Origin of the sequence: Ramlibacter sp. (assembly GCF_041916345.1) — a bacterium.
In the GTDB taxonomy this organism is placed as follows: Bacteria; Pseudomonadota; Gammaproteobacteria; order Burkholderiales; family Burkholderiaceae_C; genus Ramlibacter.
In genome coordinates this window covers 1-19,407 of sequence record NZ_JAYRZR010000048.1, presented here as the reverse complement: position 1 = coordinate 19,407, position 19,407 = coordinate 1, and the positions used below count along the sequence as shown (strand labels likewise).

Annotated in this window: 19 protein-coding genes; 8 read left to right on the top strand and 11 right to left on the bottom strand. The window is 71.2% G+C overall.

From position 1 onward, the window contains the following. Positions 1-95 precede the first annotated feature (95 nt). Positions 96-335 carry a KGG domain-containing protein gene (locus ACE3T5_RS13330; protein WP_374668418.1) on the top strand — a complete coding sequence of 80 codons (240 nt, stop codon included), beginning with the start codon at positions 96-98 and terminating at the stop codon, positions 333-335. Positions 336-440: 105 nt separating this feature from the next. Next, entirely contained in the window at positions 441-1,676 is a 1,236-nt protein-coding gene (locus ACE3T5_RS13325; RefSeq protein WP_374668416.1) for a CaiB/BaiF CoA transferase family protein, read from the top strand. Between the two features lie 15 nt (positions 1,677-1,691). Here the strand turns inward: ACE3T5_RS13325 and ACE3T5_RS13320 are convergent, their stop codons facing one another. Continuing rightward, positions 1,692-2,840, bottom strand: a complete 1,149-nt coding sequence (locus ACE3T5_RS13320) for an SMP-30/gluconolactonase/LRE family protein (RefSeq protein WP_374668414.1) — start codon at positions 2,838-2,840, stop codon at positions 1,692-1,694. Positions 2,841-2,990: 150 nt separating this feature from the next. Here ACE3T5_RS13320 and katG point away from each other — a divergent pair, with 150 nt between their 5' ends. The 3 genes from katG to cadR all read left to right on the top strand — a co-directional run bounded on the left by katG (position 2,991) and on the right by cadR (position 6,514). After that, positions 2,991-5,189, top strand: a complete 2,199-nt coding sequence (gene katG / locus ACE3T5_RS13315; protein WP_374668412.1) for a catalase/peroxidase HPI — start codon at positions 2,991-2,993, stop codon at positions 5,187-5,189. Positions 5,190-5,266: 77 nt separating this feature from the next. Further along, positions 5,267-5,980, top strand: coding sequence for a transglutaminase family protein (locus ACE3T5_RS13310; protein WP_374668410.1), 714 nt, complete (start codon positions 5,267-5,269; stop codon positions 5,978-5,980). A gap of 90 nt (positions 5,981-6,070) precedes the next feature. Beyond that, complete coding sequence (gene cadR / locus ACE3T5_RS13305; RefSeq protein ID WP_374668408.1) at positions 6,071-6,514, top strand: Cd(II)/Pb(II)-responsive transcriptional regulator; 444 nt, start codon at positions 6,071-6,073, stop codon at positions 6,512-6,514. 27 nt (positions 6,515-6,541) lie between these two features. Here the strand turns inward: cadR and ACE3T5_RS13300 are convergent, their stop codons facing one another. The 4 genes from ACE3T5_RS13300 to ACE3T5_RS13285 form a co-directional block, all read right to left on the bottom strand. Then, positions 6,542-7,084 carry a hypothetical protein gene (locus ACE3T5_RS13300; protein ID WP_374668406.1) on the bottom strand — a complete coding sequence of 181 codons (543 nt, stop codon included), beginning with the start codon at positions 7,082-7,084 and terminating at the stop codon, positions 6,542-6,544. 44 nt (positions 7,085-7,128) lie between these two features. Beyond that, a complete protein-coding gene (locus ACE3T5_RS13295) occupies positions 7,129-8,355 on the bottom strand; it encodes an MFS transporter (protein WP_374668405.1) in 1,227 nt (408 codons plus the stop codon). Positions 8,356-8,461: 106 nt separating this feature from the next. Beyond that, positions 8,462-9,421, bottom strand: a complete 960-nt coding sequence (locus ACE3T5_RS13290; protein ID WP_374668403.1) for a Bug family tripartite tricarboxylate transporter substrate binding protein — start codon at positions 9,419-9,421, stop codon at positions 8,462-8,464. A 133-nt stretch (positions 9,422-9,554) separates the two neighbouring features. After that, positions 9,555-10,049 (bottom strand): cytochrome c, encoded by a 495-nt coding sequence (locus ACE3T5_RS13285; protein ID WP_374668401.1) that lies wholly within the window; start codon positions 10,047-10,049, stop codon positions 9,555-9,557. 240 nt (positions 10,050-10,289) lie between these two features. On the opposite strand from ACE3T5_RS13285, the gene ACE3T5_RS13280 reads away from it, so the two are divergent. Both ACE3T5_RS13280 and ACE3T5_RS13275 read left to right on the top strand, forming a co-directional pair. Further along, positions 10,290-11,510: an ABC transporter substrate-binding protein gene (locus tag ACE3T5_RS13280; protein WP_374668399.1), complete on the top strand. Its 1,221-nt coding sequence runs from the start codon at positions 10,290-10,292 to the stop codon at positions 11,508-11,510. Positions 11,511-11,554: 44 nt separating this feature from the next. Then, positions 11,555-13,162, top strand: coding sequence for an ABC transporter permease (locus tag ACE3T5_RS13275; RefSeq protein WP_374668397.1), 1,608 nt, complete (start codon positions 11,555-11,557; stop codon positions 13,160-13,162). A 45-nt stretch (positions 13,163-13,207) separates the two neighbouring features. Here the strand turns inward: ACE3T5_RS13275 and ACE3T5_RS13270 are convergent, their stop codons facing one another. Genes ACE3T5_RS13270 through ACE3T5_RS13255 form a run of 4 tightly spaced genes read right to left on the bottom strand, consistent with a single transcriptional unit; the run spans position 13,208 to position 17,285 of the window. Beyond that, positions 13,208-13,840, bottom strand: a complete 633-nt coding sequence (locus ACE3T5_RS13270; protein WP_374668395.1) for an ATP-binding cassette domain-containing protein — start codon at positions 13,838-13,840, stop codon at positions 13,208-13,210. Between the two features lie 4 nt (positions 13,841-13,844). Continuing rightward, entirely contained in the window at positions 13,845-14,843 is a 999-nt protein-coding gene (locus ACE3T5_RS13265; RefSeq protein ID WP_374668393.1) for a nucleoside hydrolase, read from the bottom strand. Next, positions 14,840-16,183: a TIGR04283 family arsenosugar biosynthesis glycosyltransferase gene (locus ACE3T5_RS13260; protein WP_374668391.1), complete on the bottom strand. Its 1,344-nt coding sequence runs from the start codon at positions 16,181-16,183 to the stop codon at positions 14,840-14,842. The genes ACE3T5_RS13265 and ACE3T5_RS13260 overlap by 4 nt, the downstream gene beginning before the upstream one ends. Before the next feature lie 55 nt (positions 16,184-16,238). Further along, entirely contained in the window at positions 16,239-17,285 is a 1,047-nt protein-coding gene (locus tag ACE3T5_RS13255) for a phosphotransferase (RefSeq protein ID WP_374668389.1), read from the bottom strand. 102 nt (positions 17,286-17,387) lie between these two features. On the opposite strand from ACE3T5_RS13255, the gene ACE3T5_RS13250 reads away from it, so the two are divergent. Beyond that, positions 17,388-18,176 carry a DUF3047 domain-containing protein gene (locus ACE3T5_RS13250; RefSeq protein WP_374668387.1) on the top strand — a complete coding sequence of 263 codons (789 nt, stop codon included), beginning with the start codon at positions 17,388-17,390 and terminating at the stop codon, positions 18,174-18,176. Between the two features lie 43 nt (positions 18,177-18,219). Here ACE3T5_RS13250 and ACE3T5_RS13245 read toward each other — a convergent pair whose 3' ends face one another. Both ACE3T5_RS13245 and ACE3T5_RS13240 read right to left on the bottom strand, forming a co-directional pair. After that, positions 18,220-18,513, bottom strand: coding sequence for a Fis family transcriptional regulator (locus ACE3T5_RS13245; RefSeq protein WP_374668385.1), 294 nt, complete (start codon positions 18,511-18,513; stop codon positions 18,220-18,222). Between the two features lie 2 nt (positions 18,514-18,515). Then, positions 18,516-18,857, bottom strand: coding sequence for a type II toxin-antitoxin system RelE/ParE family toxin (locus tag ACE3T5_RS13240; protein ID WP_374668383.1), 342 nt, complete (start codon positions 18,855-18,857; stop codon positions 18,516-18,518). Positions 18,858-19,407 lie beyond the last annotated feature (550 nt).

The following is a 19,407-nucleotide window of genomic DNA, read 5'->3' as shown; positions in this document are numbered from 1 at the left end:
ACACGCGCGCGCCCGCAACGCGGCCAGACTTGTCCTTGACGCCTGTCCGCACCTGCCGCCGGCGGCGTCGGCCCGACCATCATCAAGAGGAACCCATGGACCTGCAAACCGGCTCTGCCCAGACTGAAACCGCCCTGCCCGCGCCGCGCAAGGCCCTTCGCGGCTTCGCTGCGATGGACCCCCAGCGCCAGCGCGAGATCGCCAGCCTGGGCGGCCGCGCCGCCCACCTGAGCGGCCACGCCCACGAGTTCACCAGCGAGGAGGCCCGCGCCGCGGGCCGCAAGCGCCACCAGCGCCCCGAAAGCCAGGGCGCGCAGGCCAGCAGCAGCGCCTGACGCACTGCCCTCCCCCCCCCGAAGCCCCGCCAAGCGCGGGGCTTTGTCATTGCGGCGGCCCACTACACTGGCGGCCCGGGCCACCGGCGGCCCGGCCTTCAACCGATGCAACGGAGTCGCATGGACGCACAGCCGCTCCCGCTCGCGGGGATCCGCGTGGTGGAGTTCACCCACATGGTCATGGGCCCCACCTGCGGCATGGTGCTGGCCGACCTGGGCGCCGAGGTCATCAAGGTCGAGCCGCTGGCCGGCGACAACACGCGCCGCCTGCTCGGCTCCGGCGCGGGCTTCTTCGGCCTGTTCAACCGCAACAAGAAGAGCCTGGCGGTGGACGTGAAGGACACGCGCGGCCGCGAGATCGTGCTGCGCCTGCTGGCCCAGGCCGACGTCTTCAGCGAGAACTTCAAACCCGGCACCATGGACAAGCTCGGCTTCGGCACGGCAGCGCTGGCCGCGCTGAACCCGCGCCTGGTCTGCGTCTCGCACAAGGGCTTCCTGCCTGGCCCCTACGAGCACCGCACGGCGCTCGACGAGGTGGTGCAGATGATGGGCGGCCTGGCCTACATGACCGGGCCCGAGGGCCGGCCGCTGCGCGCGGGCAGCAGCGTGAACGACATCATGGGCGGCATGTTCGGCGCCATCGGCGTGCTGGCCGCGCTGATGCAACGCGAGCGCACCGGCCGCGGCCAGCCGGTGCAGACCGCGCTGTTCGAGAACAACGTGCTGCTGGTGGCGCAGCACATGCTGCAGTTCGCGGTGACGGGCCAGCCGGCCGCGCCCATGCCCAGCCGCATCAGCGCCTGGGCGCTGTACGACGTGTTCACGGTGAAGGACGGCGAGCAGATCTTCCTGGCGGCCGTGAGCGACTCGCAGTGGGCCCAGCTGTGCCAGGCCTTCGACTTCTCGGACTTGCGGGCCGACCCGCGCCTGGCCACCAACAACGACCGCGTGCAGGCACGCGAGTGGCTGCTGCCCCTGCTGCGCGAGCGCTTCGCGCCCTACGCGGCCGCCGAACTGGCCGCGCGCTTCGAGGCCGCGGGCCTGCCCTACGCGGCGATCACGCGCCCGCACGAGCTGTTCGATGATCCGCATCTGGTGGCCACGGGCGGCCTGGCACCGGTGACGCTGCCGCCCGACGCCAGCGGCGCCGGCCGCCCGGTCACCACGCAGATGCCACTGCTGCCGCTCACCATCGGCGGCGAGCGGCCCGGCCTGCGGCTGCCGCCGCCCGCCATCGGCGAACACACGCAGGCCTTGCTTCGCGAGCTGGGCTACGACGATGCGCAGATCGCCACGCTGCTGCGCGAGGGCGTGATCGGCGGCGAGGCGCCCCCGGCCTGAGCGCCTGCCGCGCCCTCAGCGTGCGGCCGAGGCGGCCGTCGTGGGTGGCGGCGCCGGCAACCAGCCCAGCGTGCGCGCGTGCAGGCTCTGCACATACAGCCGCTCGCGCGTCTCGGTGATGCCCGTCGTCTCGGGGTAGGCGCCGCTCGGGTCCTGCAGATCGGCCACGATGCGGCCGTCCTCGTGAAAGGCGATCACATGGCCGTAGGCCTTGGGGATCGGCCACAGCGCGCGCGGCAGCCGCAGCGTGACCGCGCGCAGGAAGGGCTTGTCGGCCATCGCGTCCACCGTGGGATTGCGCGGCTTGGCGAAGCCCAGCCAGATGCGGCCGTCGAGGCCGCGCATCAGGTTGTCGGGGTAGCCGGGCAGGTTGTCCAGCAGCACGCGCGCCTGGGGTGAAGGCTGCGTCACGTCGAGGTCGCTGGCCTGCACGGCGATCTTCCACACGCGGTACTTGCCGGTCTCGTTGACGAACAGCCAGGCACCGTCGGCCGACAGCGCAATGCCGTTGGCGAACGAGAGGCCGCGCGCCACCACGCGCGTGCGGCCGGTACGTGGATCGTGCGCGAGTACGCGGCCGGTGGCGGCCTGCTCCAGGATGTCGAGCACGCTGGCCTCGAAGGTGCCACCCCACTGCGCCGGCCCGAAGCGGGTGGAGGCATCGGTGAAGTAGAGCTGGCCGTCAGGCGCCACGACCACCGCGTCGGCATAGCGGATGGGATCGCCCGGCTTCACCTGATCGGCCAGCACCGTGACGCGCCGGTCAGGCCCCACGGCCAGCAGGCCCTTCATGGCGTCGGCTGCGATGAGGCGGCCCTGTGCATCGAAGTCGAAGCCGAGCACGCGGCCGCCCGTGTGGGCGAACGTCTCCTGGCCGCTGCCATCCGCGTTCATGCGGACGATGCCGCCGCTGGCCACGGCGGCGTACAGCTTGCCGTCGGGGCCGATGGCCAGATGCTCCGGTCCGGCCTCACGGCCGATGTCGATCTGGCGCAGGTTCGCCAGCCGCTGGTTCACAGCATGCACGCCGGTGTAGCCGGGCGCCGGCGGCGCGACCCAGGCCACTGGCGACACCGGCACCGGCCAGGCCACGAGATAGGCGACCAGCAAGGCCAGCAGCAGACCCAGCCCGATGAGCAGCGTGCGAAGACGATGAGTGCGCATGAATCACTCCCTCCTTGGAACAGGCCCCATTGTTCAGCAAGCGGCAGCAAGAGCCTGTGCCTATGACGGCCATCAAGACATTCGCTTGGATCGCGCGGCGGTGACGGCCTACATTCGTTGCATCCCATCCAGACGCGAAAGGTGACCCGCATGTCCAATGAGTCCAAGTGCCCCTTCTCCGGCGCGCCCCGCCCCACCTCGCAGGCGGCCGCATTGGCGGTCGCGGCCTGGTGGCCGAACCAGCTGAACCTGCGCATCCTGCATCAGCACTCGCCCAAGGGCAATCCGCTCGGCGCGGACTTCGACTACGCCAAGGCCTTCCAGCAGCTCGACCTGGCCGCGGTGAAGAAGGACCTGGCCGCGCTGATGACCACGTCGCAAGACTGGTGGCCGGCCGACTGGGGCCACTACGGCGGCCTGTTCATCCGCATGGCCTGGCACAGCGCGGGCACGTATCGCATCTCGGACGGCCGCGGCGGCGCCGGCACCGGCAACCAGCGCTTCGCGCCGCTCAACAGCTGGCCCGACAACGGCAACCTCGACAAGGCGCGGCGCCTGCTGTGGCCCATCAAGCAGAAGTACGGCGACAACCTGTCCTGGGCCGACCTGATGATCCTGGCCGGCAACGTGGCGCTGGAGTCCATGGGCTTCAAGACCTTCGGCTTCGCCGGCGGCCGGCCCGACATCTGGGAACCGGAAGAAGACATCTGGTGGGGCCCCGAGGCCGAGTGGCTGGCCACGAGCGACAAGGCCAACAGCCGCTACAGCGGCCAGCGTGACCTGGCGAACCCGCTCGCCGCGGTGCAGATGGGCCTGATCTACGTGAACCCTGAGGGCCCGGACGGCAAGCCCGATCCAGTCGCCTCGGGCCGTGACGTGCGCGAGACCTTCGCCCGCATGGCGATGAACGACGAGGAGACCGTGGCCCTGGTGGCCGGCGGCCACACCTTCGGCAAGGCGCACGGCGCGGGCGACCCCAAGCTGGTTGGCCCGGAGCCCGAGGCCGCCCCGCTGGAGGCGATGGGCCTGGGCTGGATCAACCAGCTGGGCAGCGGCAAGGGCGTGCACACGACCACCAGCGGCATCGAGGGCGCATGGAAGCCGAACCCGACGAAGTGGGACAACGGCTACTTCGAGATGCTGTTCGGCTACGAGTGGGAACTGACAAAGAGCCCGGCCGGCGCGCACCAGTGGGTGGCGAAGGACTGCAAGCCCGAGCATTTGATCCCGGACGCGCACGATCCGTCGAAGAAGCACCCGCCGATGATGACCACGGCCGACCTGTCGCTGCGCTTCGACCCGGCCTACGAGAAGATCTCGCGCCGCTTCCTGAACGACCCGGCCGCCTTCGCCGACGCGTTCGCGCGCGCCTGGTTCAAGCTGACCCACCGCGACCTGGGCCCGCGCTCGCGCTACCTGGGCCCCGAGGTGCCGGCCGAAGTGCTGATCTGGCAGGACCCCGTGCCGCCGGTGGACCACCCGCTGGTGAATGACGCCGACATCGCCGCGCTGAAGGCGCAGGTGCTCGCATCCGGCCTCACCGTGCCGCAACTCGTGGGCACGGCCTGGGCTTCCGCCGCCACCTTCCGCGGCTCCGACAAGCGCGGTGGCGCCAACGGCGCACGCATCCGCCTGGCGCCGCAGAAGGACTGGGCGGTGAACCAGCCGGCCCAGCTCGCCCAGGTGCTGGAGAAGCTGGAGGCCGTGCGCACGGCGTTCAACGCCCAGGCCCAAGGCGGCCGCCGCATCTCGCTGGCGGATCTGATCGTGCTGGCCGGCGGAGCCGGCATCGAGGAGGCGGCGCGTCAGGCCGGCCAGGCCGTGAGCGTGCCCTTCTCGCCCGGCCGCACCGACGCCACCGCCGAACAGACGGACGCCGAGTCCTTCGCCGTGCTGGAGCCGCGTGCCGACGGCTTCCGCAACTACCAGCAGGCCGGTCACCCCGTGCCGGCGGAGGAAGCGCTGCTCGACAAGGCACAGTTGCTCACGCTGGGTGCGCCGGAGATGACCGTGCTGGTGGGCGGCCTGCGCGTGCTGGGTGCCAACACCGGCGGTGCCGCCCACGGCGTGTTCACGCAGCGCCCCGGCCAGCTCACCAACGACTGGTTCGTGAACCTGCTGGACATGGGCACGCAGTGGAAGCCGGCGGCCGACGGCACCTATGAAGGTCGCGACCGCCAGACCGGCGCGCCGAAGTGGACCGCCACCCGTGTGGATCTGGCCTTCGGGTCCAACTCGCAACTGCGCGCGCTGGCCGAGGTCTATGCCGCGAATCCGGCCCGGTTCACGCGCGACTTCGTCGCCGCGTGGGTGAAGGTGATGGAGCTGGATCGGTACGATCTGCGGTGAGGGTTGGCCGCCCCCCTTGACTCTGCACCCACTTCAGGCCTTGCAATCGGGGCTCCAACCCCTGCAAGGCCTGAACCATGAACGCATCCGACCTCGCGCACCTGCGCCCCACCCCCTTGCTGGACTTCGACCATCCAGCCATCGAACAGCTGGTGCGCGAGCGCGGCTGGCGCGCCCTGCCAACGCACGAGCGCATCGGCGCCATCTACGACTTCGTGCGCAACGAGATCGCCTTCGGCTACAACGAGGCCGACGACCTCCCCGCCTCGCGCGTGCTGGCCGACGGCATCGGCCAGTGCAACACCAAGGGCACGCTGTTCATGGCGCTGCTGCGCGCCGCGGGCGTGCCCTGCCGCTTCCACGGCTTCACCATCGACAAGGCCCTGCAGAAGGGCGCGATCACCGGGCTGGCCTACCGGCTGGCGCCGCGGCGCATCATCCACAGCTGGGTCGAGGTCGCCTACGACGGCCGCTGGGTGGCGCTGGAAGGCTTCATCCTCGATGAGCGCTACCTGGGCAGCCTGCAGCGGCGCTTCGCCGGCGCGAAGCGCTTCTGCGGCTTCGGCGCGGCCACGCCCGACCTGCAGGCGCCCGGCGTGGAATGGCGCGGGGACGACACCTTCATCCAGAGGGACGGCATCATGGACGACTTCGGCGTGTTCGACGATCCCGATGCCTTCTATGCGCGGCATGGCGCCAACCTGAGCGGGCTGAAGCGCTGGCTGTTCGTGCATGTCATGCGGCAGGGGATGAACCGCAACGTGGCGCGCGTGCGCGCGGCGATCGGGTGAGACCGTGGCCGCATCGACAGTGATGCGCCCTGACTGCCCGGGTGTAGAGTGCACCTGCCGTGCCACCCCCCTTGCGACTGGAGACGCACCATGAAGATCGGCGCCCTGGCCGAAGCGACCGGCACCCCGGTGGAGACCATCCGCTTCTATGAGCGCGAGGGCCTGCTGCCGCCCGCCGCCCGCGCGGACAACAACTACCGCCAGTACGAGGCCCGGCACATCGAGCGACTGGCCTTCATCCGCCAATGCCGCGGGCTGGACATGACGCTGGACGAAGTGCGCGCCCTGATCCGCCTGCGCGATGCGCCGGCCACCGATTGCACCGGCATCGACGCGCTGCTCGACGCACATATCGGCCACGTGGCGCAGCGCATCCGCGAACTGCGCGCACTGGAGCGCGAGCTGAAGGACCTGCGGGCCCGCTGCGGCGAGCCGGACGCGGTAGCGGCCTGCGGGATCCTGCGCGGGCTGGATGAGCGCGGTGTGGCGTCGCCCGCCAGCCGCCCGCGCCGGCACGTGCCGGGCACGCATTGACCGCGCGCCCACGCGCCGGCCCATGGGTCAGCCGTCCTCCATGCGGCGGCGACGCGTGAACCACAGCGCTGCACCAGCCACCAGCAGGGCCAGGTAGTTGACGAGCAGGAACCAGGGCGTGTTCCAGGCGATGCCGTCGAACGCGGCGTCCGACAGCGGGTACAGCACCGGCACCGGGTAGAAGCGGGCTGAATGGGTGAAGACGTCGATCACGATGTGCGACCACCACCCCCACAAGGGCAGCCACACCGCGCGCAGCCGCCAGATGCTCAACCCCGTGACAACCGCCGCCACCACGGCGCTGTGCAGCGTGCAATGCAGGTGATGGCTGACCATCGCCACCCAGGCCGGCAGTGCCGGCTCGGCGCCGGGCACCGCCAGCGCAAAGTCCTTCAGCACGCCCAGCCCGCCCGGCTGCAGGGCCACCGCGAGCAGCGGCAGCATCTGCACCAGATCCGGTGCGAGCGCGAGGCCCACAGTCCAGGCGGCAGTGCGGCGGGCAATGGCGCGATGGCGCGCCGCAGCGGCCAGGCCCATGCCGACCCAGAGTCCGTGTGCAACGATGTCCATGGTGGCGTCCCCGGCGTGTGCCGCAGCCCTGGATTCTGCGCCCGTCAGGGCACGCCCGCCGGCCCGGACCGCCGCCTCATGAGAAGCACGCCTGCCAGCGCCAGCAGCGCGAAGCAGCCACCCGCCGCGAAAGTGGCCTGGGGTCCGAGCCAGTGCCACAGCGCGCCGGCCACTGCGCTGGCGATCAGCATGGCCACCCCACTGGCCAGGTTGAAGACGCCGAACGCCGTGCCACGCAACTCGGCCGGCGCTGCATCAGCCACCATCGCGGCCAGCAGACCCTGCGTCATGCCCATGTGCAGACCCCACAGCGCCACGCCGACCAGCAAGGCGGGCCAGCCAGGCGCCAGGGCAAGCACGATGTCGGCCACGATCAGCACCACCAGGCCCCATGCCAGCAGCGTGCCGTGCGGCATCTCGTCGGCCAGCCGGCCGAAGGGGTAGGCACTGAGCGCGTAGACGATGTTCATCGCCACCATCACCAGCGGCACGAGCGCCATCGCCACGCCGAGCTGCTCTGCCCGCAGCACCAGGAAGGCCTCGCTGAAGCGGGCCAGCGTGAACACGGCGCCCAGCGCCACCACCCCCCAGTACGCCGGGCCGAGCCGGCGCAAGGCCTCGCGGCGGATCGGGCTGCCCTGCGCGCCGCGCGGGGCGGCCTCGGGCTCGCGCACGCCGACCACGAGCAGCAGCACGGCCAGGACACCCGGCACCACCGCCACCCAGAACACCGCACGGAAGTCATTCGCCCACAGGAGCATCAGCGCGGTGGCCAGCAGGGGGCCGACGAAGGCGCCCACCGTGTCCAGCGACTGGCGCAGGCCGTAGGCGGCACCGCGCTGCTCGGGCCGCACCAGATCCGCCACCAGCGCATCGCGCGGCGCCCCGCGGATGCCCTTGCCGATGCGGTCGATGAAGCGCGCGGCCACCACCACGCCGGCGCCCTGGGCCAGTGCGAACGCCGGCTTGGTCAGCGCCCCCAGTGCGTAGCCGATCACCGCCAGGCCCTTGCGCCGGCGGAAGTGATCGCTCAGCACGCCGGAGAAGACCTTCACGACCAGGGCCGTCGATTCGGCGATGCCTTCGATGACGCCGACGACGATGACGCTCACGCCCAGCGTGCCGACCAGGAACAGCGGCAGCAGGCTGTGGACCATCTCGGAGGAGATGTCCATCAGCAGGCTGACGAAGCCCAGCACCCAGATGGCCCGCGGCAGCGCGGGGGCCGCCGCCGTCGCGTGGTCGCGGCGCCGCGTCAGGCCGAAGGGCACCTGCGGATCCTGATGGGGGCTGGGACGATCACGAGACGTCGCAGTGACAGCCAGACCCGGCGCCCGCCCCCTGGCTGAAGGCAAGAGGCCTGCGCGCCGGTAGGGGTCAGTCCAGCTGCAGCTTGCGTTCCTTGATCAGCTTCGCCCACTTCTCGTTGTCGCCCTTCACGAACGCCGAGAACTCCGACGGGCCCTGCGAATGCACTTCGGCCCCGGCCGCGGCGAACTTGGCCTTCAGTTCGGGGTTGGCCAGCACGCGGGCCAGTTCGGTGGCCAGCTTGTCGACCACTTCCTTGGGCAGGCCCGCCGGCCCCACCACGCCCTGGAAGCCGATGGATTCCATGTTGGCCAGGCCCAGCTCGCGCACGGTGGGCACGTCGGGCAACTGCGGGTCTCGCTTCGGGCCGGTGACAGCCAGGGCCTTCAACTTGCCGCCCTTCACCTGCGGCAGCAGCACCGTGCCGGCGTCGATGAGGATCTGCGTCTGCCCGCCAATCAGGTCTTGCACGGCCGGGGCACTGCCCTTGTAGGGCACGTGCGTCATGTCCAGGCCCGCAGCCTGGTTCATCAGCTCGCCGTTCAAGTGGGTGGAAGTGCCGTTGCCGCCCGAGGCGAAGTTGACCTTGCCGGTGTTGCCCTTGGCCCAGGCCACGAATTCCTTCAGATCCTTGGCCGGATGGTCCGGCCGGGTCACCGCGATATAGCTGCCCTGGCTGATCTGGCCGATGTAGGTGAACTGCTTCACCGGGTCATAGGGCAGCTTGGCCTGCAGATAGGGCGCGATGGCAAAGGGCCCGGTGTTGGCCAGCAGCAGCGTATAGCCATCGGGCGCGGCACGCGCCAGCTCGCCCGCGGCCAGCATGCCGCCGGCGCCCGGCTTGTATTCCACGATCACCTGCTGCTTCAGCGCGTCTTGCAGCGGCTGCTGGATGCTGCGCGCGGTGAAGTCGATGCCGCCGCCGGGTGGATAGCCCACGATCAGGCGGATCGGCTTGGTGGGGTAGCCCTGCGCCGCCACCAGGGTGGAACAGGCGGCCAGGGCCAGGCAGGCAAGCAGCTTCTTCATGCGGTCTTCCCAAAGTGCGCATGCTAGCGCCGAGTTGGTCCGGTGCGCCTCATGGCAAGCCCCAGGGCCCTGCCCTTTGGGTGCGTGCGGCTTCCGACGAGGGGCGGCCACGCCTTCTGCATGGCATGGCCCTTCACGATTTCCGCGCGGCCTGCGCCCGGTTCACTTCGTCGTGCCGTTCGCGGATGTCCGCCGGCCACTGGGCCTTGATCCATGAGAGCACGGCGATGATCTCCGCATCGCTGAGCACGCCTTCGTAGGCCGGCATGGCCGACGCGTAGTCCTTCAGGTTCGCGGCCCTGGCCACGCCCAGCCGGGTGATGCGGAACAGCACTTCGTCCGGGTGGTGCCAGGTGTGCCCGCTGGCGTCATGCGGCGGAGCCGGCAGCAGGCCGTCAGGCCCGCGCTCGCGCCAGTTGGGCTGCCCCTCCAGCCGGGCGCCGTGGCAGGCCGCACAGTGCGCGGTGTAGACCTTCTGCCCGAGCGCGGTGACATCGGGATCGTGCGGCCGCAGACGGATCGACGGCTCGGCGCCGCGCCCGGACGCCCAGAGCAGCGCGACACCGACCGCCATGACGATCAAGGCGAAAGCGATGCTCGCCACGATCCAGGTCTTCCGCCGGACCATGGTGACTCAGTGCCGGGACGCCGCAGCGTCCATGCCGCCCGGCAAGGCCTTGGTCTGGTGCATCTCGCGCCTCTTGCTCCTGTCCGCCTCTATCATCGCCCTGCGGGGGCGCCTGCGCCACCTGCGAGGATCGTAGCCGCCGGCTTGGTACCCAGCAAGGCCGGCGCCTTGAAGCCGCACTTCGCCGCAGGGACAGCCCGCACGCTGCAAGATCTCGCCCTTGACTTCGACCCACGTTCCATGAGCCATCATCCGTTCGACCCCCGCCGGCGCACCGCCCTGCGGGCCGTGCTGGCCGCCGGCCTGCCCGCTGCGCTGCCGCTGGCCGCCCTCGCTGCCACCGACTGGCCCGCGATCACCGCGCGCGCGCGGGGCCAGAAGGTGTTCTTCAACGCCTGGGGCGGCAGCGACCGCACCAATGCCTACATCCAGTGGGTGGCGGGCGAGGTGGCGCGCCGCCACGGCATCACGCTGGAGCACGTGAAGATCACCGACACCGCCGAGGCCGTGAAGCGCGTGCGCAATGAGAAGCAGGCGGGCCGTGCCAGCGGCAGCAGCATCGACATGGTGTGGATCAATGGCGAGAACTTCCTCACGATGAAGCGCGAGGGCCTGCTGTTCGGCCCCTTCGCCGAGCACCTGCCGAACTACCGCTGGGTGGACGTGGAGGGCAAGCTGACCACACGCATGGACTTCTCCGAGCCGGTGGCCGGGCTGGAGGCGCCGTGGGGCATGGCGCAGTTCACCTTCTACGCCGACCGCACGCGCGTGTCCGATCCGCCGCGCAGCATGGCGGCCCTGCTCGCCTTCGCACGCGCGCACCCGGGCCGCGTGACATACCCTCGGCCGCCGAACTTCCACGGCACCACCTTCCTGAAGCAGGCGCTGCTCGAACTCACGCCTGATCGCGCGCCGCTCTACCAGCCCTTCCACGCCGCCGCGATGGAGCGCGTGACCGCCCCGCTGTGGACCTGGCTGGACGCGCTGCGGCCGCACCTGTGGCGCCAGGGCCGGCAGTACCCGCAGAACGCCGCCGCCATCCGCCAGATGATGGCCGATGGCGAGTTGCTGATCGGCCTGACCTTCAACCCCAACGAGGCCGCCAACGAGATCGCGGCGAAGCGGCTGCCCGCCACCGTATCCAGCTGGCAGAACGAGGGTGGCTCGGTGGGCAACACGCACTTCCTGGCCATCCCCGTGAACGCCAGTGCACCCGATGCGGCGCAGGTGGTGATCGACTTCATGCTCTCGCCCCTGGCGCAGGCGCGCAAGGCCGACATCACCGTGTGGGGCGATGGCACCGTGCTGGCCGTGGACAAGCTGCCCGCGGCCGAGCGTGAGCTGTTCGGAACCAGGCCCTTGCCGGGCCAGGTGGACAAGCCCGTGCCGGTGCTGCTGGAGCCGCACGGCAGCTGGGTCGACCCGCTGGAGCGTGAGTGGCTGCGGCGCTACGGCGCCTAGGCGCGACCCTGCGCCCGCGGCTGCTGCCGGCTGCGCTGGGCGCATTGGCGGCAGTCCCTCTGGCATGGGCCGCGCTCGCGGCGCTGGCAGCCGGCCTGGATGCAGCAGCGTGGACGGATCTGCTGGCCCAGCCGCACTGGGGGCGTGCCGTGCTGCATGCGCTGGTCACGGGCCTGACGGCGACGGTGCTGTCGGTGTGGATCACGGCCTGGATCCTCTCGCTCACCTTCGCCACCCGCGGCTGGCAGGCGTTCACGCGCCTGCTGGCGCCGATGCTGGCCGTGCCGCACGCCGCCTTCGCCATCGGCCTGGCCTTCCTGCTGGCGCCCAGCGGCTGGCTGCTGCGGGTGCTGTCGCCGTGGGCCACCGGCCTGCAGCTGCCGCCGGACTGGCCGACCACGCAGGACCCGTGGGGCCTGGGCCTGGTGCTGGCGCTGGTGGGCAAGGAGGTGCCGTTCCTGCTGTGGACGGCCGCGAGCCAGCTCGAGCGCGCCGATGCGGGTGCGCGCTGGTCGCGCGAGCTCACGCTCGCCTGCACCATGGGCTATTCGCGCAGCGCCGCCTGGTGGCGCGTGGTGTGGCCGCAGCTCGTGCCGCGCCTGGGCGCGCCGGTGCTGGCGGTGGCCGCGTACAGCCTGACCGTGGTCGACGTGGCCTTGGTCATCGGACCGGCGTCGCCGCCGACGGCCGCAGTGCTCGCCTGGCAATGGCTGCTGGATGCCGACGCGGCCGTCAACGCACGCGGCGCGGCCGCGGCGTGGCTGCTGGCGGGCCTGGTGGCGGCGGTGGCGCTGGCGATGCGCGTGCTGCGGCGCGCGTCGCCGTGGCGTTCGCGCTGGTCCGATGGTCGGCGCGGTGCAGTGGAAGCGGGTCCCGTTCGCGCGGCGCTGCCGGCCACCCTGCTCGCCGGCCTCTATCTCGCCGCGCTGGCCGTGCTGGCCGTGAGCAGCGTGGCCGGCGTATGGCCCTTTCCCCGCGTGTGGCCGGAAGTCATCAGCCTGGAGGGCTGGCGTTCCGTGGCGGGCAGCACGGGCACGCTCACCACCACGCTGGGGCTTGCCGTGGCCAGCAGCCTCACCGCGCTCGTCTGGGGCGTGGCCTGGCTGGAGGCGGCGCCCCCGGCATGGGACGCCCGCCTGCGCCGACTGGTGTACCTGCCGCTGCTGCTGCCTTCGGTGCTGTGGGTGGTGGGCCTGCATCGCCTGGCGCTGGCCTGGCATCTCGACGGCCAGTGGGCCGGTCTCTGGCTCGCGCACACGCTGGCCGCCCTGCCCTATGTGCTGATCGCGCTGAGTCCGTCCTACCTGGGCTTCGATGCGCGCTATGGCCACATCGCGGCGAGCCTCGGCCACGGGCGTGCGGCTTTCCTGCTGCGCGTGAAGTGGCCGCTGCTGCGCGCCGGCCTCGCGTCGTCGCTGGCGGTGGCGTTCGCGGTGAGCGTCGCGCAGTACTTGCCCACGGTGTTCGTCGGCGCCGGCCGATTCAATACCGTCACGACAGAGGCTGTCACCCTGGCGAGCGGCGGCCAGCGATCGCTGGTGGCCGCCTATGCGTGGCTCCAGTGGTTGTTGCCGGCGGTGGTGTTCGGGGTGGCGGCGTGGGCGGGGCGGCGCCGGTCATTCCCACGCATGCGGGCATCCAGAAGCGTGTAGCGGGCATGCACCTCCTGGGTCCCCGCCTGCGCGGGGACGACGGGGTCAGCCGGGCCAGCGCGTCACGCGCGATGAGTCGGCGATGTCCTGCTCGTCATGCGTGACCAGCAGCGCCGGAATGCCGCGCGCGGCGAGCGCGGTGAACACATAGTCGCGCATGCGGCCGCGCAGCGCCGCATCGAGCCGCGCGAAAGGTTCGTCGAGCAGCAGGGCGCGCGGGCGGGCCAGCAGCGCGCGCATCAGCGCCACGCGTGATCGCTGGCCGCCGCTCAGGGTGGCGGGGTCCGCGTTTCCCAGCCCGGGCAGCTCCAGATCGGCCAGCGCCTGCGCGACCAGGGCCTCCCGCTCGGCACGCGGGCCAGGCGGTACCGCGAACAGCAGGTTCTCGCGCACCGTCATGTGGGCGAACAGCAGGTCGTCCTGGAACAGGATGCCGATGCCGCGCTCGCGCGTGGGCCGCGTGTCCACGCGCGCGCCATCGAGCTGCACTTCGCCTTCGAACACCACCGCCTCCACTGCCGTGCCGCAGATCGCCGCCAGCAGGCTGGACTTGCCGCAGCCACTCTCGCCCATGACCGTGTGCACGGCGCCACGCGGCACGTGCAGGGTCAGGTCGCGCAGCAGCACGCGGCCGGCCACGGCCAGTGAACGCGCGCTGATGTGGAGCCCCTGCGTCATCGCCTCACCGCGCCGCGTGCGCGGCCAGACGCGCGAACAGGTCGTTGAAGATGGCATCGCGCTGCACCGCGTGCGCCTCCCGCATGAGCGGCCGCGCTGCATCAGGCTGCCAACGCAGCCGCGCGTCGAGCCGCGGCGTGCGCACGAGCCGGCTGGGCACCCACGCCGGCTGCATCACCCAGGCGACGCAGATCAGGTCCCAAATCACCCAGCTGTACGGCTTCGTGGTGTCCTGTGGATACAGCGGCCACAGGGGGTTGTGCGTGAACAGGTGATGCAGGTAGCGGCCGATGGCACCGCCGCCGCGCACATGGCGCTGCACCTCGGCCAGCGACAGGCGAAGCTGGGCGCCAACGTGAAACCCCGGCAGGTAGACCAGGGGCACGCCGCTCGCGAACAGGCAGCGGCTGGCCGCGACGTCCTGCACCAGGTTGAAGGAGTCCTCGTTCGACAGCGTCGCCGTGCTCGGGTAGCCGCTGGTCCACACGACGACGATGCGCTCGGCGATGTCGGGCGCCATGCGCAGCGCGCTCGCGATGTTGGTCACGCAGCCCAGCGCCAGCACATACAGCGGCTCCCCGCGCGGCATGGCGCGCGCCGTGGCCACCAGGTGCTCGGCCGCGGCGCTGGGCACCGGGCGGCCGTTGCGAGGCAGGTAGCGCGGGCTGCCTTCGAACACGCGCCCCTTGGCATCGAGCCCCAGCTTGTCGAACACGCGCAGGATCTCGGCATGGCTGCGCGCCATGCCCTCGTCCGGCGGATTGAAGGGCGGCGCATCGGCCGGGGCATGCGGGAGCTTTGCGCGACGGTACGCAAACGAGAACGGCTCGGCATAGACTGCCTCGACCTGCAGCGCATCGGGCGCCAGCAGCGCCCAGGCGAGTGCGAACTGGTCGTCGATCTCGTTCGCGGTGTCGGTGTCGATCACCACGCGCGGCCGGCCGGAAGGCTCGGCCAGGCGGCGGCGGTACCAGGCGTCGGCGCGTTGAAGGGGCAGTGTCATGATGGGGCGGTCTCGATGGCGGGCACCAGGCCGGGATAGAAGCCGCGCGCACACGCCCAGTCCGCTGGCTCGTCCAGATCGGCGAGCGGCGGCAGCTCGGTCCAGGTGGCGCCCGCCTCACGCAGGCGTTCGCGCGTCTGTGCCGCCACCTGCGCGGTGCTCCAGGTGATGGCGCGGAACACCTGAGGGAGGGGCCGGGCCAGGCCCAGCAGCACGTAGCCACCATCCTCGGCCGGGATCAGCACGGCATCATGCGTGGCCAGCGCACGGGCCGCCTGCTGCAGATGACCCGGGGCCAGCAGCGGGCAATCGGTGCCGACGATCAGCAGGGGCTGGCCCGCCCGGGCCGCGAAGTGGGCGTCCATCACGGCCTGCATCCGCGCGCCCAGGTCACCCGCCACCTGCGCCTGGGTCGCGATGCCGCAGCGCCTGCGCAAGGCGCGGAAGAAGCGGTGCCGCGCATCGGGCGAGCCCCACAGCTCGATGGGGCCGAGCGACGCCGCACGCGCGGTCTGCAGCACGTCGAGGGTGAGGCGCCGCTGCAGCCGCGCAGCCCCTGCATCGCCCAGGGCGGGCGCCAATCGCGTCTTGGCGAGCCCGCGCACCGGCGCCTTGGCGAGCACGGCGACAGTGGCCTGCGTGGCCGGCAGGCGGCGGGCATAGCCGTAGCGATCCGCCAGTGCCTGCGGGTCAGCCCCCAGGAAGTAGCGCAACCGCAGGCTCCACATCAGCGCGATGGTGCGCAGCACGCCGTGCTTCTCCCAGCGGCGAGCCGATGTCTCCACCCGCGCGCGCAGGCAGGCGGGCGCCGAGCGCCGCCGCAGCTGCGTGCTGAGCGCGATGTCTTCCATCAAGGGCTGGTCCGCAAAGCCGCCCACTGCGTGGAAGGCCTCCGCACGCACGAAGATGGCCTGGTCGCCCGTGGCGATGCCGGTCCACCGGGAGCGCAGGTTCATCAAGGTCTGCACAACCCGCAGCAGTGGCTGGCGGCTGTCGATGCGGACGTCGAAGCGCCCCCACTGCGCGCCGGCCTGAAGGGCCTGCTGAACGAGCAGGTCCGCGCCTTCCGGCAGCCGCGTATCCGCATGCAGGAACAGCAGCGCGCCCGACTCGCAGCCCGCGGCGCCGGCGTTCATCTGCGATGCACGACCCAGGGGGGCGACCCGCACCTCGTCCGCGCCACGACGGGCCAGCGCCCAGGTGGCATCCGTGCTGCCGCCATCGACGATCACGACCCACGCGCCACGGGACCGCAGCGGCTGCAGCGCGGCCAGCAGGGCGGGGAGGGCCGCCTGCTCCTGGTAGACGGGCACGACGATGCGCAGGGCGTGCCCATTCACTGGACGACCCTCCGCGCCAAGCGCTGCGGGATTCGCCTTGGGGCGGCCCGGCGGCTCATGTCGGCAGATGACGGGCCAGCTCGGCCCATTCCGCGCGCTGGAAGGCCATGGCCTCCGCCGACAGGTAGTGATCGACGCGCTCGCGCACGTGCGCCACCAGCGCGGGGTCGCTGCGCGAGGACGACCAGTCTTCGCCGACCTCCGGCGCGGCGGCGGGCAGGCGTGAAAGCACGCGCCACTTGCAACACCAGGTGAGCGACCACAGGGCCATGGCCCGGCGCAAGGGCAGATGCCAGGGCCGCGCGGCCTGGGCCGGCTCGGCGCCGACCGCCTGCGACCAGGCATCGATGAAGCCGGCCACCTCCGTCGGCGTGAGCACCGCGCGGGTGGCCACATCCCAGGTGGTGGAGGTGAGCAGCGTGGCATGCGCGAGATCGAGCCCCGGGTACCCGTAGCGGCACTTCTCCAGATCGACGAGCACCGCTTCGCCATCGGCACGGATGAGGAAGTTGCCGGGGTGCCCATCGAAGGCGATCAGGCAGCGGGCGGGCCGCTGCGCTCGCGCGGCCAGATCTTCCAGCGCACGCAGTTCATCGGCGATCCAGGCCCGGACCGCATCGTCCAGCCCCGCCTCGGCCACGTACCGCGCCTGCTGCCCGATCTCGGCCAGCAGCTCCTTCAGGGGATCGCGCGGGTCGGCCAGGGGCGCGCGCTGGGACGGTACCGGCAGGGGCAGGCGATGGATGGCGGCGAGGGCGCGGGCCAGCGCAGGCAGTTCGCGCGGCAGCGCGGGGGGCCGGCCCGCGATGTCCTGCACCAGCAGCCCGCCGCGCGGCAGGTGCGGGCCGACGGGCAGCACACCGAGCAACCGCGGGGTGTGGCCACTGGCCGCGGCCCGCTCGAAGCACGCGGCCTGGTGCCGCAGGTTCGCCTCCGGCGGCAGGCCGAGCTGGCTTTGCTTGGGCAGGCGCGCGAGCACGCCCGTGCCCTGCAGCCGCACGTGCTGATGCGCCAGCCCGCTGTCGGCCAGGGGCTGCAGAGGCGCGTCGGCCCACTCGGGGTGGGTCGCGCGCAAGGCGGCGCGCAGGGTTTCAGGCGTCATGGGGCGGCATGCGGAGGCAGTCGCAGGGGCATGCAGGCACCTTACAACATGTCGACGGGTCGCCTGTAGTAAGGTCCCGGCGACCCCTCGCCGTCCCCCACCATGCGCCCTGCCGTCCCACCCGTCTGGAACACCACCGCCCTCGCCCCCCGGGTGCTGCGACGGCGCGCGGCCGTGAAGGGCTTGCTGCTGCTGGGCGTGGGCGGCGCCGTGCGGGCGCAGGTGCCCACGGCCGGGGCCTCGCGGGTGCCCCGCTTCTCCACCGCACCCATCGGGACTGAGCTGCCGCCCGGCTGGGTGCACGAGACCCTGCCGAAGGTGGAGCGCGCGAATCGGTACGGCCTCGTCACCGACGCGGGGGAGACGGTCCTGCACGTGCAGTCGCGCGCCTCGGCGTCGACGCTGGTGGCGGTGCTGCCTTTGCCCCCCGCGCCCGCTGCCACCCTGCAGTGGCGCTGGAAAGTCTCGCGCTCGCTGGCCGGATCCGATCTGCGCCTCAAGGCCGGCGACGACTACGCGGCCCGCCTGTACGTGCTGTTCGATCTGCCCCTGGCCGCGCTCGATTTCGGGGACCGCATGCGCATCCAGGCGGCCCGCGCGCTCGCCGGCCGCGAGATCCCGACGGCCGCCCTGTGCTACGTGTGGGGCCATGCCCAGCCCGTCGGCACCCTCGCGCCCAACCCCTACACGGACCGCGTGCGGATGGTGGTGGTGGACAGTGGCAACACGCACGCCGGGCAATGGCGCACCGTGCGCCGCGACCTGGCCAGTGACTGGCAGCAGGCCTTTGGCGGCCCCATGCCCGGCATCCGCGCCATCGCGGTGGGCGCGGACACCGACAACACCGGGGACCAGGTCGAGGCCTGGTTTGCGGATGTGGTGGTGGGGTGAGGGTCGCGGCGCCGAAGCGAAGGCTGAGGTCGCCCCTCGGGCCTTACTCGGCCACCAACTCGAAGCGAATCTTCTTGCCGAGCGCTGCGGCAGCCCCCGCAAGCGTCGTGAGCGTCAGACTCGTGTCCTCGGGATCCAGGAGGCGATTCACGGCGGCCCGGCTGGTGTGCATCTTCTGCGCCAGCGCGGTCTTGGTGAGCTTGCGCGACTTCATCTCGTGCTCGATCTGCCAGGCGATGACGCGCTTCACAGCCGAGGCAGTGACTTCTTCCAGCAGGGCTTCCTGCTGCAGGAAGTCATCGAAGCCACTGCCGACGTGCTTCTTGTTCAGTGCCATGGCTAACTCCTGACTTGTTTCATTCGCGCCCTCGCCAGCGCGAGGTCTTCTTGTGAGATCGCCTGCGACTTCTTGATGAAGCCATGCAGAAGGACCATCGTCCCATCGTCCAGCGTGAACAGGACGCGGGCGATCCGGTTTGGAAGCTGTATCCGAACCTCCCAGAGGTTGGCAGCCAACTTCCGAACCAGAGGCATGCCAAGCGGCCAACCCAGCTGCACCGTCTTGATCTCCTCACCAATCGATCGCCGGTCAGCCTTGGCCAATTCCAAAAGCCAGTCGCGGACAGGTTCAGTCCCACCGTCTGTCTTGAAGAATCTGACACTGAGAACGGGATTGGCCACCACCAAGAGCGTATCAAACTTGATACGGCACCACAACATCGCGCGGTGCGGGCATTACGCAGGTCCTGTTGGGGCGCGCGGCCACGTGCAAGCGAAACTCGCGCGGGCTGGTTCCTCCGCAGAAACGCACAAGGGCCCGAAGGCCCTTGTCTTGCATAGATCGCTGGCGGAGCAGGAGGTAGCCAAGCGAACCACTCACAGCGTGTCACTGAACCTCTACACGCGCTGAGGACCGCCAACACCAAGCCGTTTCAAACGTTCTGGCCCACTCACTGGCTTTCACAAAGTCTCACGACCGGCGATGGGTGCTGGGATGGGTAGAACCGCTCTTGCATACGAGTAGCCGAACATCTGCTCGCATCGCGTCCCTTCGTACAGCGCCCCGGACGAGAGCTCGAACGCACCCTCAGGGTATTCCTACCTCCCCCCCCCTCGGGAAGCCCCGACAGGGGCGACTGCGAGATCGTCGTTGTCTCACACCGTTTCAGCCCCGTTGCAGGGCGGTCCCTCTTGCACGACGATGCGCCCCGCGCACGACGTGCTGAAGAAA